The organism is Pseudorhizobium halotolerans, from assembly GCF_902153235.2.
GTDB lineage: Bacteria > Pseudomonadota > Alphaproteobacteria > Rhizobiales > Rhizobiaceae > Neorhizobium > Neorhizobium flavum.
The window spans coordinates 224,791-240,924 of sequence record NZ_CABFWE030000004.1; the positions used below are offsets into that span (position 1 = coordinate 224,791).

The following is a 16,134-nucleotide window of genomic DNA, read 5'->3' on the forward strand; positions in this document are numbered from 1 at the left end:
TTTCGATTTCTCCCGGCTGAGCTACCAGCGCTGGTGGACGTGCGGAGCGATGAGCCGGGCATAGATTTCCTTGGTTGCGGTGATCACGTCATCCGATATGGCCGCAAGCTTCGCGGCCGCTGCATTGGCGCGCGCTTGCTCCGCGTTGCGGGCGCCTGGAATGACGACGGTCACTGCCTCGTTCATCAGGATCCACTTGAGCGCGAAAGCGGCCATGGACGCGCCCTGCGGCACCAGCTTTCGGACCTCTTCCACCGCCTGCAGGCCCACTTCCAAGGGCACTCCGGCAAAGGTCTCGCCCACGTCGAACGCCTCGCCATGGCGGTTGAACTGGCGATGGTCGTCACTGGCGAATGTCGTGTCCCTGGTGATCTTGCCGGACAAGAGGCCGCTCGCAAGCGGCACGCGGACGATGACCGCGACGTCCTTGCGCTTTGCTTCCTTGAAAAACAGGTCGGCCGGCCGCTGGCGGAAGATGTTGTAGATGATCTGGATACTGACGACATCCGGATATTCGATCGCCTTCAGCGCCTCCTCCACCTTCTCCACGCTAACGCCGTAGTTCCTGATCTTGCCGGCCCGGCGCAGGTCGTCCAGCGCACCGAAGACCTCCGGCCGGTAGAGAACTTCCGTCGGTGGGCAGTGAAGCTGCACCAGGTCGAGGCTGTCGACGCCGAGGTTCGAGAGGCTGCGGTCGATGAAGGCTTCGAGGTTCGCCTTGGTGTAGCCGTCGGCATTATGCGGATCGAGCCGCCGCCCGGCCTTGGTGGCGATCATCGGCCGTTCGCCGCCGCGCGCCTTCAGAACACTCGATATGATCTTCTCCGAGCGTCCGTCGCCATAGACGTCAGCCGTGTCGATGAAGGTCACGCCGGCATCGAGAGCTGCTTCAAGTGCTGCCCGGCCATCGGCTTTGCTGACATCGCCCCAGGAGCCGCCGATCTGCCAGGCGCCGAACCCGACTTCGCTGACGGTGAACGATGTGCGGCCGAATGCGTGCTGTCTCATTGTCTTCCTCCGATGCCTATCCACAGGCCTGTCCGGCGGATGCTTCCGCCATGCCTGCGCTTTGCCTAAAACACCTGCTCAGGTGACACAACAAAAGCAAGCGATTCGATGTCCTCCTTTTCCTTCATCCATGCCGCCGACCTGCATCTCGGCAGCCCGTTCCAAGGGCTGGCGATGAAGGATGCCGCGGTGGCCGAAATGTTTATGGAGGCAAGTCGACGCGCCTTCACCGCCTTGGTAGACCAGGCGATAGAGCGGAACGTCGATTTTCTCCTGGTTGCCGGCGACGTCTATGATGGCGACTGGAAGGACAACAAGATCGGTCTCTTCTTCAACCGTGAGTTGGCGCGGCTCGATCGGGCGGGAATCCCCGTCTTCCTGCTGAAGGGCAATCACGATGCGGAAAGCGTCATCACCAAGACCATCACGCTGCCGCCGAATGTCCGCGAGTTCCCCGTCAACAAGCCGGGCACGTTCACGCTCGATCACCTGAAGGTCGCGCTGCACGGACAGGGCTTTGCGGAACGCTCCGCGACGGAGAACCTGGCGCTGGCCTATCCGCCGCCGCAGCCAGGCTGGTTCAACATCGGCGTCCTGCACACCTCGCTGACGGGACGCGAGCCCCATGCGCCCTACGCCCCTTGTTCGGTCAAGGACCTGCGCTCGCGCGGCTACGACTATTGGGCGCTGGGCCATGTCCATGACTACGAGGTCGTCTCGGACAACCCGCCGATCATCTTTCCCGGCAACCTGCAGGGACGCTCGGTCCGCGAGCAGGGCGCCAAGGGGGCAGTCCTTGTCTCCGTGGAGGATGGGACAGTCACCCATGGGCGGATGATCACCGACAGCGCCCGCTTTGCGCAGAAGTCGGTAGCGGTAGAACCCGAGGACGACCTGACGGCTATCCTCCGGCGCATCGAGGCGGCGCTGGAGAATATTGCGGATGAGATGGAGGGGCGGCCACTGGCGCTGCGTATCCGACTGACGGGCAGAAGCAGCTATCGTCGCGAGCTGCTTGCCCGCGCGCAGGATTTCCGGGACGAGGCGCAGGCTGCCTGCCACCGTTGCCACGAGGATGTCTGGCTGGAAAAGGTCGAGGTTCGGGTGGAGGATGCAAGCGGGACAAGGAGCGGGGGTGATCCGCAATCACTGGGGCTCGACGGGCTGCTTGCGCTCGAAACGCTGCCGGTCGAACTGCTGGCGGAGGCTGAGGCAAGGATCGCGGAGATTGCGGCGCGGCTGCCCGGCGGCCTCGGCGCACAGGACGTGGCGCTTGGGGACGACGCCGAGATCCTCCTCGCCGAGGCGCGGGATCTTCTGCTCGCGCGGGCAGGAGTATCCCGCTGATGCGCTTCGACCGTCTGGACATCCTCCGCTATGGCGCTCTCGCCGATCGAAGTCTTGTCTTTCGCCCGGATGCCCGGCTGCACATCGTCTACGGTCCGAATGAGGCAGGCAAGTCGTCCGCCCTCTCTGCAATCTCCGATTTGCTGTTCGGTTTCCCGGAGCGGACGCCCTACGGCTTCAAGAGCGACGCCGCCAGCCTTCGGATCGGCGCACTCATTTCGTCGCGTGGGGGCGCATCGCTTGAGTTCCGCCGACGCAAAGGCCGCAAGGGGACGCTTCTTGCCGCGAGCGATCCGGAGGAAGCCCTGGCCGACGACGCGCTGGCGCCTTTTCTCGGCACCCTGTCCCGCGACATCTTCGAGCGCGCCTTCGGTTTGAACTCGTCGTCACTGCGCGCCGGCGGCGACAACATGCTGAAGAGCGGCGGCGAGATCGGCAATCTGCTTTTCTCGGCCGCCTCCGGCCTCACCGGATTGGCCGACATGCGGAAGGGCCTGGAGGCCGAGGCCGAAGCGATCTACGCGCCGCGCCGCTCCCGGGACCGGCTTTTCTACCAGGTGCTCGACGCCCACGAGGAAGCGCGCAGGGCAGAGCGCGAGAACGAGCTGAAATCAGGCGACTGGAAGAAGCTGGTTGCAGAGCAGAACGACCTGGAGACCGAACTAGCCAGTGTGCTGGCGGCGCGGCAGGAGAACATCCGCCGGCTCGAGCACTTGCGCATGCTGCAACGGCTGGACCCGATCATTCGTGAAATCGATCGTGAGCGAGAACAGATTGCGCAGTACGAATGGCTGGCGCGCCAGCCGGCGGACCTCGAGCCGCAGCTTGCCTCGCTGCTTGAGCGCATGCGCGAGAACGAGGCGGCCCTCCGGCGCGGGGAGGGCGATCTTGCACGGCTCCGCGACGAGATCGCCGCCATCCATGTCGACGATGCGCTGCTTGCCGCGTCGGCCGCCATCATGTCCGCCCACTCGGACAAGGGCGTTTACGCCAAGGCGCGCGAGGACATTGCCCGTGTTCGGGGCGAGGCGGATGACTACGACCAGCGGCTTGCGGATGCGGCCCGACGTCTCGGCCTTGCCCTTTCCGACCTGGAAGGCCGTCAGCCACCCGATGCCGAGCTTGCACGCCTGCGTTCGCTGCTGGACGAGGGGACGGACCTCGACCGCATGCTACGGGATACCCGCCAGCGGATGGAAGAGCATCACGACGAATTGCGGGACATGCGAAAGGCGGCAGGGACGACGCATCTCGTTGATCCGAAACCATGGGCCGATCAACTGGCTGCGCTGCAGCCGGATCTGGTCGAACTCCAGCGCCTGGAGGCGCTACAGGTGAAGCTTGCCCGCTTTGAAGCCGATCTGGTCACTGGCACGGCTCGCCTCAATCCCCCTGTCTCCGACCTGCGGACGCTTGCTTCCGCGCCGCTGCCCGATGCAGCTGAAATCTCCGCCCACCGGCGCATGCTCGATGCGGCTCGGGTCGAGGCGCAGGAGGTCGAGGGACGTCTCGCCACCCTCGACGGAGAGGCCGCACGAGCCCGCCGCGAGATGGCGGCGCTGGAAGTCGCGGGACCCGTCGTTTCTCGGGAGGAAATCGCGACAAGCCGGGCCGAGCGCGACCGTCAGTTCGACATCGCCCGCAAGACATCCGATGCGGTCAGCTTTGATAGCCTGGCAGCCGGTATCGCGCAGGCGGACCGGCTTGCCGATGCAGCTCTTGCCGATGCCGAGCGGGTCACCCGGCATGCGCAGTTGACGCTGCGGCAGGCGGAGCTGGAACGGGAACTCACGGAGGCACGCAACGCGCTGCGCCTTGCCGAGATCGTGCTCTCCGATTCCGTGACCGCCTACGAGGATGCCTTCCGCGCGTCGGGTATCCAGCCAGCCGCGCCTGAACGCATGATCGATTGGCGCCGGGCGGTGGAGGATTGTTTCCGGCAACTCCGCGAGATCGATCTTCTCCGTGACGAGATGGAGGTGTTGCGGCTGAGGGAGGAGGTGGTGCGGCCGGCCCTCCTGTCGATTGCGGATGCAGTGGCGCTCGCAGCAGTGGCCCTCCCGACCGTGGCGCTTGGCCGTGGGCTGGAGCGCAGGTTGTCGGAGATCGGCCAGGAATGGCTGGACAGTCGCAGTAGCGAGACGAAACGGGCAATGGCAGAGGAGGCGATCGGCCGGCTTGAGGAGCGCGAACGCGAATTGATGGACAATGTCAGTGCTTGGCAGCGCAAATTCTCTGCCGCAGCCGTTGCTGTCGGTCTGTCCGAGGATGCCGATCCGCCCATGGTACTGGCCGCACTGGAGGCATGGCGCACGGTGCCGGGACTTCTTTCCGAACGCGAGAACCGCCAGCGGCGCGTTCGCGGGATGGTGCGCGATATGGAGGCCTTCGAGACATCAGTCGGCAGGGTGGTGGCCTCGGCCGCGCCCGACCTTGCCGCCATTCCCGCCGATGTTGCAGCCGGCCTGCTACATGAGCGGGTCCTGGAGGCAACGAACGAGAACAAGCGGCGCGAATCGCTGTCCGATCAGTTGGAGCGGCTTGAACTTTCCCTCGTGCGGCTGGCAGCCGAGGAGGCGGAACTTGCGACCGAGGCTGCGGCGGTGGCCGCGGACCTGGGCCGCCAGGTGTCCGAATTCCCGCAGGTGCTGGAGGATCTGCACGAGCGCCACCGCCTACAAATCGCGCTCAGGCAATGCCGCGACCGTTTCGCCGAGCATGCCGATGGAGCATCGGAGGATGAGATCCGCGTCGCCCTGGCCGATTTTGATCGCGTGGAGGCAGTGCTCGAGATCGAGCGCCTTGGACGCGAGGAGGATCAACTGATCGAACGCATGAACGGGCTCGGCATTGCCAAGGCCGACAATGAGCGCCGGCGCCGAGAATTGGAAACCGGGGTGGGCGCCGAGCGCGCCGTCTTCCAGAAGCTTGCGGCCGAAACCGAGGCCAAGGAACTTGCCCGCCGCTGGGTGGTGCTGAAGCTGGCCGCGAGCCTCCTCTCCTCCTCCATGGAGGCTTATCGTGAGCGGCAGGCGGATCCGGTGATGAAGCGGGCAGGGGAGCTGTTTTCAGTCCTGACGGGTGACCGTTTCTCGCGCCTTCTGCAGCTCTACGACGAGCAGGACGAACTGCAGCTCGCCGTCGAGCGTCAGACGGGCGAGCAGGTGCCGCTATCGGGCCTCAGCGAAGGGACCAGTGACCAGCTGTACCTCGCGCTGCGTCTCGCCTTCCTGGAGGACTATTGCCGCCGCAACGAACCTGCGCCGCTCGTTCTCGATGACATCTTCCAGACCTTCGACGACGAACGCACCGCAGCCGGCCTTCGCACGCTGGCGGCTGCAGGGGACACGCACCAGACGCTGCTCTTCACCCACCATGACAGCGTGGTGCAGGCAGCGCGCCGCGAACTGGGAGAGGGCGTTGATCTCGTAACCTTGTGAAGCCTGACGGTTGCGGCGGCGGCACAAACCTGCCTATTGGTGGCAACCGCAGATCCCGAGGGATCGGCAACACGAATGGAAAGGGTAGCGCGGGCATGCGTTATTTCATCACCGGAACCGCAGGCTTCATCGGCTTTCACCTGGCTCGCCGCCTGCTGGAACAGGGGCACGAGGTGGCCGGGTTCGACGGCATGACGGCATATTACAGTCTCCGGCTCAAGGAGGCTCGCAACGCGGCGCTGGCGCAGTTTCCGGCCTTCCAGGGCACCATCGCCATGCTCGAGGATCGCGCCGCGCTGGAGGCGGCCGTGGCAGCCGCAAATCCGGACGTAATCGTCCACCTCGCGGCCCAGGCCGGCGTGCGCTACAGCGTGGAGAACCCGAAGGCCTATCTCGATTCGAACCTCGTCGGCTCCTGGAATATTCTTGATATCGCCCGTACGATCGGCGTCGGCCACCTGATGCTCGCCTCGACCTCCTCCGTCTATGGCGCCAGCCCCACCATCCCGTTTCGGGAAACGGACAAGACGGACGAACCCCTGACCTTCTACGCTGCCAGCAAGAAGGCGGTGGAATTGATGGCGCATTCCTATGCGCATCTGTATCAAGTGCCGACGACTGCCTTCCGCTTCTTTACAGTTTACGGCCCCTGGTCTCGGCCGGACATGGCGCCATTCAAATTCGTCAAGGCGATCGTCGAGGATCGCGAGATCGAGATCTATGGCGAAGGCCAGATGAGCCGTGACTTCACCTATGTCGACGATCTGGTCGACTCGATCATCGACCTGTCGGCAATAGCGCCGTCGGAGACGAATCGGGTGGAGGGGATCGACACGTTGTCGCATCAGGCGCCGTTCCGCGCGGTCAATATCGGCGGCGGACAGCCTGTAGGGCTCCTTGATTTTATCCGGACGATAGAAGAGGCGTTGGGAAAGACGGCCAAACGAAAAATGCTGCCAATGCAGCAGGGCGACGTTCGACGCACATTTGCCAGTGCCGACCTGCTCGTCGCCCTGACCGGCCGAAAGCCTGAGATCAGGCTCGATCAAGGCATCAGGACTTTCGTGGACTGGTATCTCCAGCACCGGGAAGAGCTGGCGCTGTGAACCAATGAGCGGGCGAAATCCGGATCGCGGCCGATTGGAGACGAGAGTGTCGCGATCTGGCTGCGTGGGTGGCTAGGTGGCGCAGTCGACTGGCGCGCTAACCGGATGATGATCGGCACCGACAGCTCTCAGCTGGAACAGGTGCCAGCGACCTGATGCAGATCATTCTCTGCCTCAGAAGCGTTGTCGATGTGCAGGCTGAGGGAATGGTGGGCGATGAGAGACTCGAACTCCCGACATCCTCGGTGTAAACGAGGCGCTCTACCAACTGAGCTAATCGCCCTTTCGCGTCGCGGACCATGTCCGCCGCGTCGGTGGCCGTGATCTATGCGGATCACGCTCAAACCGCAAGAGGCTTTTGTGGAAATTCCGAAAATTTTGGCAGCTGAAGGCGACGGGCGGCGGGCGGCCGGGGAAAGGTTGACGGCTTCATCCTTTTGTCTTGAATGTTGCTTGACACCTGTTCGCGAACCTCTTAGTTAGCCGCTCAACCGAGGCGGTCGAGGCTGCTCCGGCGAGGGTCTTGACCCTTACGAAATGCGCGGGTGTAGCTCAGTTGGTTAGAGTGCCGGCCTGTCACGCCGGAGGTCGCGGGTTCGAGCCCCGTCACTCGCGCCATTCGTTTCCTCGAACTTTTCTGATATTCCTTGGAATGTCGGATCGCCGCAAGGCATCATGCGCGGGTGTAGCTCAGTCGGTTAGAGTGCCGGCCTGTCACGCCGGAGGTCGCGGGTTCGAGCCCCGTCACTCGCGCCACTTCTCTTCCCCTCTACTTTCGCTGTTCAAGCCGTTGAGGCATGGAACGATTTAGCTTCTCCTAAAATATTTCCTTGCCGCCCTTGCGGCACATGTCCAACGACTTAAGTAGGGGTACGATCCGTCGCGGCTGAGGATCGATCATTCCCTGGCTCCCGCCAACACTCTACCCGTTCCGGTTCGCCGGCACGTACCCCGTGTTTTGCTGAGATGTTTCGGTTTCTTCGTCCGGTTTTCGCCGTCTTGGCGGTGACCTTTGCTGTTCGTCAAGAGCGTCGAGCGCGCGCAGTCGCGCCTGTGCCATTTCGGTACGGAATCGCGAGTCTAAAAGTCTTGCGCCAAGGCGTGGGCTGGGGTAGTCACGGGCCGATTGCAATGCACGCTCGCTTTGCCCGCGCATTGCTGACAGAGCGCCGTCCCGCGCTCCCGGCAAGCAGGATCGATTAATATGAGTGAACTCCTCAGTTCCTACCTTCCGATCGCAATCTTCATCGGAATCTCCCTCGTGATCGGGCTGGCTCTGCTGATTGCCCCCTTCGCTGTCGCCTACAAGGCTCCCGACTCCGAAAAGCTTTCAGCCTACGAATGCGGCTTCAATGCGTTCGATGACGCCCGCATGAAGTTCGACATCCGATTCTATCTCGTGTCGATCCTGTTCATCATCTTCGATCTCGAAGTGGCCTTCCTCTTCCCCTGGGCGGTGTCCTTCGGCGAGATCGGCTGGTTCGGCTTCTGGTCGATGATGGTGTTTCTGGCCGTCCTGACGATCGGCTTCATTTATGAATGGAAGAAAGGAGCGCTGGAATGGGAGTAGTCGATACCGGCAACACCCTGGTCGCGCCGCAGCCCAAGGGCATCATCGATCCGAACACCGGCAAGCCGATCGGCAGCGATGACCGCTTCTTCGGAGAGATCAACAACGAGCTCGCCGACAAGGGCTTCCTCGTCACCTCGACGGACGAGCTGATCACCTGGGCCCGGACGGGCTCTCTCATGTGGATGACCTTCGGTCTCGCCTGCTGCGCAGTCGAGATGATGCAGATGTCCATGCCGCGCTACGATGCCGAGCGCTTCGGATTTGCGCCCCGCGCTTCACCGCGCCAGTCCGACGTGATGATCGTCGCCGGTACGCTGACCAACAAGATGGCCCCCGCGCTCCGCAAGGTCTACGACCAGATGCCGGAGCCCCGCTACGTTATCTCCATGGGTTCCTGCGCCAATGGCGGCGGCTATTACCACTATTCCTATTCCGTAGTGCGGGGCTGTGACCGCGTCGTACCGGTGGACATCTATGTGCCCGGCTGTCCCCCCACGGCCGAGGCGCTGCTTTACGGCGTGCTTCTGCTGCAGAAGAAGATCCGCCGCACCGGCACGATCGAGCGCTGAGGGCAAGGACGAGAACATGAGCGAAGCCCTGAGAGAGCTTTCATCCTACATCGCCGAAATCCATCCGGAGTTCATTCCCAGCTCGAAGATCGAGCATGGCGAACTGACGCTGGTGACGGCGCCGGAGAATATCGTCGCCCTGCTGACCTTCCTGCGCGACGACGTGCAGTGCGGCTTCGTCAACCTGATCGACATCTGCGGCGTTGACTGGCCGCAGCGCGCGAAGCGGTTCGACGTCGTCTACCACATGCTGTCGCCGCGGCAGAACACGCGTATCCGCGTGACGGTCATGGTGGGCGAGGACGAGCCGGTACCCTCGGCCTGTGCCGTCTATCCGGGCGCGGACTGGTTCGAGCGCGAAGCCTGGGACATGTACGGTATCCTCTTTACCGGGCACCCGGACCTGCGCCGCATCCTGACTGACTACGGCTTCGAGGGTCACCCGTTGCGCAAGGACTTCCCGACGACAGGCTTCGTTGAGGTTCGCTACGACGATGCTGCAAAGCGCGTCGTCTACGAGCCGGTGGAACTGCGCCAGGAGTTCCGGAGCTTCGATTTTCTTTCGCCCTGGGAAGGGACCGACTACGTCCTGCCGGGCGACGAAAAGGCGAAGGTCTGATCCACCGGCGTTTCGGGGCCGGTTGCTGCTTTTCATTCCGCCCGTTGCGGCTTGGCCGCTCGGCATGGAGCTGACAGAATGAACGAACACAACGTCCGCAACTTCAACATCAACTTCGGACCGCAGCATCCGGCGGCGCACGGCGTGCTTCGTCTGGTGCTGGAGCTTGACGGCGAAATCGTCGAGCGCGTCGATCCTCATATCGGCTTGCTGCATCGCGGCACCGAGAAGTTGATCGAGACGAAGACCTATCTCCAGGCGCTGCCCTATTTCGATCGCCTCGACTACGTCGCGCCGATGAACCAGGAGCACGCCTACTGTCTGGCGGTCGAAAAGCTGCTCGGCATCGAGGTCCCGATCCGCGGCCAGCTGATCCGCGTGCTCTATTCCGAGATCGGTCGTATCCTGTCGCACCTTCTCAACGTCACGACGCAGGCGATGGACGTCGGTGCGCTGACGCCGCCGCTATGGGGGTTCGAGGAGCGCGAGAAGCTGATGGTCTTCTATGAGCGTGCCTCCGGTTCGCGCATGCATGCCGCCTACTTCCGCCCCGGCGGCGTTCATCAGGACCTGCCGCCCGAGCTGGTGGAGGATATCGGGGCCTGGTGCGATCCCTTCCTTGGGACGCTGGATGACATCGACGACCTGCTGACCGGCAACCGCATCTTCAAGCAGCGCAACGTCGATATCGGTGTCGTCAGCCTTGATGACTGCTGGGCCTGGGGCTTCTCCGGCGTGATGGTTCGTGGTTCGGGTGCGGCTTGGGACCTGCGTAAGTCGCAGCCCTACGAGTGCTACGCGGACATGGACTTCGACATTCCGATCGGCAAGAACGGTGACTGTTTCGATCGGTACCTGATCCGCATGATCGAGATGCGCGAGTCGGTGAAGATCATGAAGCAGTGCGTCAACCGCCTGCTGGGCGATGCCAGGGTCGGTCCCGTGTCGTCGCTGGACGGCAAGGTCGTGCCGCCGAAGCGCGGCGAGATGAAGCGCTCGATGGAAGCGCTGATCCACCACTTCAAGCTCTACACGGAAGGCTATCACGTCCCGGCCGGCGAGGTGTATGCGGCTGTCGAGGCGCCGAAGGGCGAGTTCGGCGTCTACCTTGTCGCCGACGGCACCAACAAGCCGTACCGCCTCAAGATCCGGGCTCCGGGCTACGCGCACCTGCAGGCCATGGACTTCATCTGCCGCGGGCACCAGTTGGCCGACGTTTCCGCGATTCTCGGCTCGCTCGACATCGTGTTCGGTGAGGTCGATCGCTGATGGCTTCCGCAACCGCAATCACCGGCGCCGGTTTCCGGCGGCCTGCTTCCAAGACTGATAAGGCGTAAGAAGAATGTCTGTTCGTCGACTGGCCGAAGACAATGTGCAACCCGCTGCGTTCGCCTTCAACGAGGAAAACGCTGCCTGGGCTGAGGCCACCATCCGCAAGTATCCGGAAGGCCGCCAGCAGTCAGCCGTGATCCCGCTCCTCATGCGGGCGCAGGAACAGGACGGCTGGGTAACGCGCGCGGCGATCGAATTCGTCGCCGAGAAGCTCGGCATGGCCTATATCCGTGTGCTCGAGGTCGCGACCTTCTACACGCAGTTCCAGCTGAAGCCGGTCGGAACCCGGGCGCATGTGCAGGTCTGCGGCACCACGCCCTGCATGCTGCGCGGCGCCGAAGACCTCATCAAGGTCTGCAAGTCGAAGATCCATGCCGAGCCCTTTGAGCTCAACGAGGACGGCACGCTGTCCTGGGAAGAAGTCGAATGTCAGGGCGCCTGCGTCAACGCGCCGATGGTGATGATCTTCAAGGATGCCTACGAAGACCTGACGCCGACGCAGCTCGAGCACATCATCGACCGCTTTCACGCCGGCAAGCCCCACGAGATCACGCCTGGTCCGCAGATCGATCGCCAGTTTTCCGCTCCTGTCGGAGGCCCGGTGACGCTGACCGAGGAGATCAAGCCTGCGCAGAAAGATCTCGAACCCAAGCCGGAACCGGCAGAAGCCGCGTCTGCGGCAGCAGTTCCTCCGTCCGATGCCGCACGCCCAACGGACACGGCCGAAGAGGCCGATCCGTCGATCAAGACGCCGCTGACGGACAAGGAAGGATCGCAGAAGCGTGTGAAGACGGCCGAGAAGCAGCCGCTTTCGGCAACCGCATCGACACCGAAGCCGGACAAGAAGCGCGCGGGCGCTGCCGTCGAAGGTGCGCCGCCGGAGCCGGGGGCGGTTTCGGGTGATGCGAAACCGAAGCGGACACGAAAGAAGACGACGCCGGAAGGCGACGCTTCTTAAGGAATGCGAATTCTTGTGCGGCCTTCGCCTGGGCCGCGCGATGCATAACAACGGCCGGCAGGTGTCGGCGGACCGGTGGAATAGATCATGCTAAAAGATCAGGATCGCATCTTTACCAATATCTACGGCCTCAAGGACAAGTCCCTGAAGGGGGCGATGGGCCGTGGCCATTGGGATGGCACCAAGCAGATCCTCGAAAAGGGCAGGGACTGGATCATCGAGGAGATGAAGGCCTCCGGCCTGCGTGGCCGCGGTGGCGCCGGCTTCCCGACCGGCCTCAAATGGTCCTTCATGCCAAAGGAGTCCGACGGTCGCCCGCATTACCTCGTCGTCAACGCCGACGAATCCGAGCCGGGTACCTGCAAGGACCGGGACATCATGCGCCATGATCCGCACACGCTGATCGAGGGCTGCGTGATCGCGAGCTTCGCCATGGGCGCGCATGTGGCCTACATCTATGTCCGCGGCGAGTACATCCGCGAGCGCGAGGCGCTGCAGGCGGCGATCGACGAGTGCTATGATGCCGGCCTTCTCGGCAAGAACAACAAGCACGGCTGGGACATGGACATCTACGTCCATCACGGCGCCGGCGCTTATATCTGCGGCGAGGAAACGGCGCTGCTCGAGAGCCTGGAAGGCAAGAAGGGCCAGCCCCGCCTGAAGCCGCCATTCCCGGCGAACATGGGCCTCTACGGCTGCCCGACTACTGTCAACAACGTCGAATCGATCGCGGTGGCTCCGACCATCCTGCGTCGCGGCGCCGGCTGGTTCTCCTCGATTGGTCGCCCGAACAATGTCGGTACCAAGCTGTTCATGGTCTCAGGCCACGTCAACAAGCCCTGCACCTTCGAGGAGGCCATGGGCCTGTCGTTCCGGGAGATCATTGATCGCCACTGCGGCGGTATCCGCGGCGGCTGGGACAACCTCCTCGGCGTGATCCCCGGTGGCGCTTCCTGTCCGGTCGTTCGCGGCGAGGACATGGCCGATGCGATCATGGATTTCGACGGCATGCGCGAGGTGAAGTCCTCCTTCGGCACCGGCGGCATGATCGTGATGGACAAGTCGACCGACATCATCAAGGCGATCTGGCGCATTGCGGCCTTCTTCAAGCACGAAAGCTGCGGCCAGTGCACGCCCTGCCGTGAAGGCACCGGCTGGATGATGCGCGTGCTGGAGCGCATGGTGAAGGGCAATGCGCAGAAGCGCGAGATCGACATGCTGTTCCAGGTCTCCAAGCAGATCGAAGGCCACACCATCTGCGCGCTTGGCGACGCCGCAGCCTGGCCGATCCAGGGGCTGATCCGGAACTTCCGTCCGGAGATCGAGGCTCGCATCGATCGCTATACGCACAATGCCATGGCGCATGGCGCCGTCATGGAAGCAGCGGAGTAAGAAACGTGGCTAAGCCGGTGAAAGAAAAGCAGGAAGGAGCAACGACGGCAAAGCCGGCGATGGCTTCCGCCTATGCCGATTTCGCCGAGGCCATGGCCGGCAATCCGCTGGTGGCGCAGTCGACCGCAGCCATGGCCGCGGCCACCGCTGTGAGCATGAGCATTGCGGGGCAGTTCGCCGGCGCCTTCTTCGGTGCGCTCCAGGGCGCGCTTGAGGCACAGAACCGGATGACGGGCTCTCCGGAGCGCGCAGCCGAGGCTCCGCGGGAGTCGAATCCGGAGCAAGCTGCTACCGCTTCTGCACAGGAACCCGCGAAGACGCCGACGTCAACGCGGAGATCCGTTTCGGACGAGGCTGGCAGGTCTGCCGCCAAGCGGCCGGCAAAGACGCGTGAGGCGAAGCCGGCTTCGGATGCCCGCACCAAGAAGTCGGCGGTCCGCAAGCCCAAGGTGACGACAGCTGACGACCTGAAGCAGATCGCCGGTATCGGGCCTAAGCTCGAGAAGGTTCTGAAGGGGCAGGGCATCACCAGCATCGGCCAGATCGCTACCTGGTCGGATGCCGATGTCGCGAAGTTCGATGACGCGCTCGGGTTGGATGGGCGGATCGGCCGGGATGATTGGGTGGGCCAGGCCAGGAAGCTGGCGAAGTAAGGATTTTTCCCCGGCCACGGCTGCGGGATTGAGCACAGGACGTAAGTGATACGATGGCAAAGCTGAAGGTCGACGGCAAGGAAATCGAAGTCCCGGATCATTTCACGCTGTTGCAGGCGTGCGAGGAAGCCGGTGCCGAGGTTCCGCGGTTCTGTTTCCATGAACGCCTGTCGGTGGCGGGCAACTGCCGCATGTGTCTCGTCGAGGTAAAGGGCGGCCCGCCAAAGCCGGCAGCCTCCTGCGCCATGGGCGTGCGCGATATCCGCGGCGGCCCGAATGGCGAACTGCCGGAAGTCTTCACCAACACGCCGATGGTCAAGAAGGCCCGCGAAGGCGTGATGGAATTCCTGCTCATCAACCACCCGCTGGATTGCCCGATCTGCGACCAGGGGGGCGAGTGCGACCTGCAGGACCAGGCCATGGCCTTCGGCATGGACGCGTCCCGCTACACGGAAAACAAGCGTGCGGTCGAGGACAAGTATATCGGCCCGCTCGTAAAGACCGTGATGAACCGCTGCATCCACTGCACGCGCTGCGTACGATTCTCCACGGAAGTGGGCGGCGTTTCGGAGCTGGGCCTGATCGGCCGCGGCGAGGATGCCGAGATCACGACCTACCTCGAACATGCGATGACCTCGGAGCTTCAGGGCAACGTCATCGACCTCTGCCCGGTCGGCGCGCTCACCTCGCGGCCCTTCGCCTTCACCGCCCGCCCGTGGGAGCTCGGCAAGACCGAGTCGATCGACGTCATGGATGCGCTCGGCTCGGCTATCCGCGTCGACACGCGCGGCCGGGAAGTGATGCGCATCATGCCGCGCGTCAACGAACTGGTGAACGAGGAGTGGATCTCCGACAAGACCCGCTTCATCTGGGACGGCTTGAAGACCCAGCGCCTCGACCGGCCGTATGTTCGTCGGGACGGTCGTCTGCAGGCTGCAAGCTGGGGTGAGGCCTTCGCGGCGATCAAGGCTGCCGTTTCGGCGACGCCCGCAAACAAGATCGGCGCGATCGCCGGCGACCTTGCGGCCGTCGAGGAGATGTATGCGCTGAAGGAGTTGATCCGCTCCCTCGGGTCGGAGAACCTCGACTGCCGCCAGGACGGCGCAGCGCTTGATCCATCGCTCGGCCGGGCAAGCTATCTCTTCAACCCGACCATCGAGGGCATCGAGCGCGCCGGTGCGCTGCTTTTGATCGGCGCCAACCCGCGCCTGGAAGCTGCCGTTCTCAACGCCCGCATCCGCAAGCGCTGGCGTCGCGGCGACTTCCCGATCGGCGTGATCGGCGAGGGCGGCGACCTGCGCTACGAATATGAATACCTGGGCTCCGGCCCGGACAGCCTGACCGAACTCGTCAACGGCTCCGGCAGCTTCCTCGACACCCTGCGGAACGCCAAGAACCCGATGATCATCGTCGGGCAGGGCGCGCTGTCGCGTCCTGATGGTGCAGCCATTCTCGCTGCAGCGGCGAAGCTTGCCGGCTCGATCGGCGCGGTCACGGACGAGTGGAACGGCTTCGGCGTTCTTCACACCGCCGCATCGCGCGTCGGCGCTCTCGACCTCGGCTTCGTGCCCGGAGCGAAGGGCGTCAAAGCAGCCGACATGTTGACCGGCATGGATGTACTCTTCCTGCTCGGCGCCGATGAACTGGATTTCTCCCGCAAGACGGCGAAGTTCACGATCTACATCGGTAGCCACGGCGACAATGGCGCCCATCATGCAGATGTCATCCTGCCGGCGGCGACCTATACGGAAAAGTCCGGGATCTGGGTGAATACCGAAGGGCGCGTGCAGATGGGCAATCGTGCCGGGTTCCCGCCGGGGGAGGCCCGCGAGGACTGGGCGATTATCCGCGCTCTTTCCGACGTCCTCGGCAGGAAGCTGCCATTTGATTCGCTCCTTGCGCTTCGCGCGCAGCTCTATGCAGCCTACCCGCATTTCGCCGATCTGGACGAGATCGCCGCCGGCAACGTCGCTGATGTGGCCACACTGGGGCAAAAAGCCGGTGAGATGAGCAAGTCGGCATTTGCGTCCCCGATCAAAGACTTCTATTTGACGAACCCGATTGCACGGGCATCGGCCGTGATGGCCGAGTGCTCGGCCCTTGCCCGCAACAACTTCCAGGCTGCGGCGGAGTAACA

Annotated in this window: 12 protein-coding genes and 3 tRNA genes; 13 read left to right on the forward strand and 2 right to left on the reverse strand. The window is 63.5% G+C overall.

Annotated features, from left to right (window positions below):
* Positions 1-21: 21 nt before the first annotated feature.
* Complete coding sequence (locus FN060_RS04410; protein ID WP_142587024.1) at positions 22-1,008, reverse strand: aldo/keto reductase; 987 nt, start codon at positions 1,006-1,008, stop codon at positions 22-24.
* 108 nt (positions 1,009-1,116) lie between these two features.
* Between FN060_RS04410 and FN060_RS04415 the strand changes: the two genes are divergently transcribed.
* The 3 genes from FN060_RS04415 (at position 1,117) to FN060_RS04425 (ending at position 6,901) form a co-directional block, all read left to right on the forward strand.
* Positions 1,117-2,355, forward strand: a complete 1,239-nt coding sequence (locus tag FN060_RS04415; RefSeq protein WP_142587025.1) for a metallophosphoesterase family protein — start codon at positions 1,117-1,119, stop codon at positions 2,353-2,355.
* Positions 2,355-5,795 (forward strand): ATP-binding protein, encoded by a 3,441-nt coding sequence (locus tag FN060_RS04420; RefSeq protein WP_142587026.1) that lies wholly within the window; start codon positions 2,355-2,357, stop codon positions 5,793-5,795. Before FN060_RS04415 ends, FN060_RS04420 begins: the two co-directional genes overlap by 1 nt.
* Before the next feature lie 95 nt (positions 5,796-5,890).
* Positions 5,891-6,901 (forward strand): NAD-dependent epimerase/dehydratase family protein, encoded by a 1,011-nt coding sequence (locus tag FN060_RS04425; protein ID WP_142587027.1) that lies wholly within the window; start codon positions 5,891-5,893, stop codon positions 6,899-6,901.
* A gap of 207 nt (positions 6,902-7,108) precedes the next feature.
* Here FN060_RS04425 and FN060_RS04430 read toward each other — a convergent pair.
* Positions 7,109-7,184 (reverse strand) — tRNA-Val (locus tag FN060_RS04430).
* Between the two features lie 258 nt (positions 7,185-7,442).
* Between FN060_RS04430 and FN060_RS04435 the strand changes: the two genes are divergently transcribed.
* The 10 genes from FN060_RS04435 (at position 7,443) to nuoG (ending at position 16,132) form a co-directional block, all read left to right on the forward strand.
* A tRNA-Asp gene (locus FN060_RS04435) sits at positions 7,443-7,519 on the forward strand.
* Positions 7,520-7,580: 61 nt separating this feature from the next.
* Positions 7,581-7,657: transfer RNA gene (locus tag FN060_RS04440), tRNA-Asp, on the forward strand.
* A gap of 448 nt (positions 7,658-8,105) precedes the next feature.
* The gene (locus tag FN060_RS04445) at positions 8,106-8,471 is read left to right on the forward strand and encodes an NADH-quinone oxidoreductase subunit A (RefSeq protein ID WP_052637905.1); all 366 of its coding nucleotides are present in this window, start codon (positions 8,106-8,108) and stop codon (positions 8,469-8,471) included.
* Entirely contained in the window at positions 8,462-9,043 is a 582-nt protein-coding gene (locus tag FN060_RS04450; RefSeq protein WP_052637906.1) for a NuoB/complex I 20 kDa subunit family protein, read from the forward strand. The genes FN060_RS04445 and FN060_RS04450 overlap by 10 nt, the downstream gene beginning before the upstream one ends.
* A gap of 16 nt (positions 9,044-9,059) precedes the next feature.
* The gene (locus tag FN060_RS04455; RefSeq protein WP_142587028.1) at positions 9,060-9,662 is read left to right on the forward strand and encodes an NADH-quinone oxidoreductase subunit C; all 603 of its coding nucleotides are present in this window, start codon (positions 9,060-9,062) and stop codon (positions 9,660-9,662) included.
* 78 nt (positions 9,663-9,740) lie between these two features.
* On the forward strand, positions 9,741-10,931 hold the full coding sequence (locus FN060_RS04460; RefSeq protein WP_142587029.1) for an NADH-quinone oxidoreductase subunit D: 1,191 nt from the start codon (positions 9,741-9,743) through the stop codon (positions 10,929-10,931).
* 73 nt (positions 10,932-11,004) lie between these two features.
* On the forward strand, positions 11,005-11,952 hold the full coding sequence (gene nuoE / locus FN060_RS04465) for an NADH-quinone oxidoreductase subunit NuoE (protein WP_142587030.1): 948 nt from the start codon (positions 11,005-11,007) through the stop codon (positions 11,950-11,952).
* 87 nt (positions 11,953-12,039) lie between these two features.
* A complete protein-coding gene (gene nuoF / locus FN060_RS04470; protein WP_077547170.1) occupies positions 12,040-13,344 on the forward strand; it encodes an NADH-quinone oxidoreductase subunit NuoF in 1,305 nt (434 codons plus the stop codon).
* Between the two features lie 5 nt (positions 13,345-13,349).
* A complete protein-coding gene (locus tag FN060_RS04475) occupies positions 13,350-13,997 on the forward strand; it encodes a 5' DNA nuclease (RefSeq protein WP_142587031.1) in 648 nt (215 codons plus the stop codon).
* 53 nt (positions 13,998-14,050) lie between these two features.
* Positions 14,051-16,132 carry an NADH-quinone oxidoreductase subunit NuoG gene (gene nuoG / locus FN060_RS04480; RefSeq protein ID WP_142587032.1) on the forward strand — a complete coding sequence of 694 codons (2,082 nt, stop codon included), beginning with the start codon at positions 14,051-14,053 and terminating at the stop codon, positions 16,130-16,132.
* The last annotated feature ends 2 nt before the right edge of the window (positions 16,133-16,134 follow it).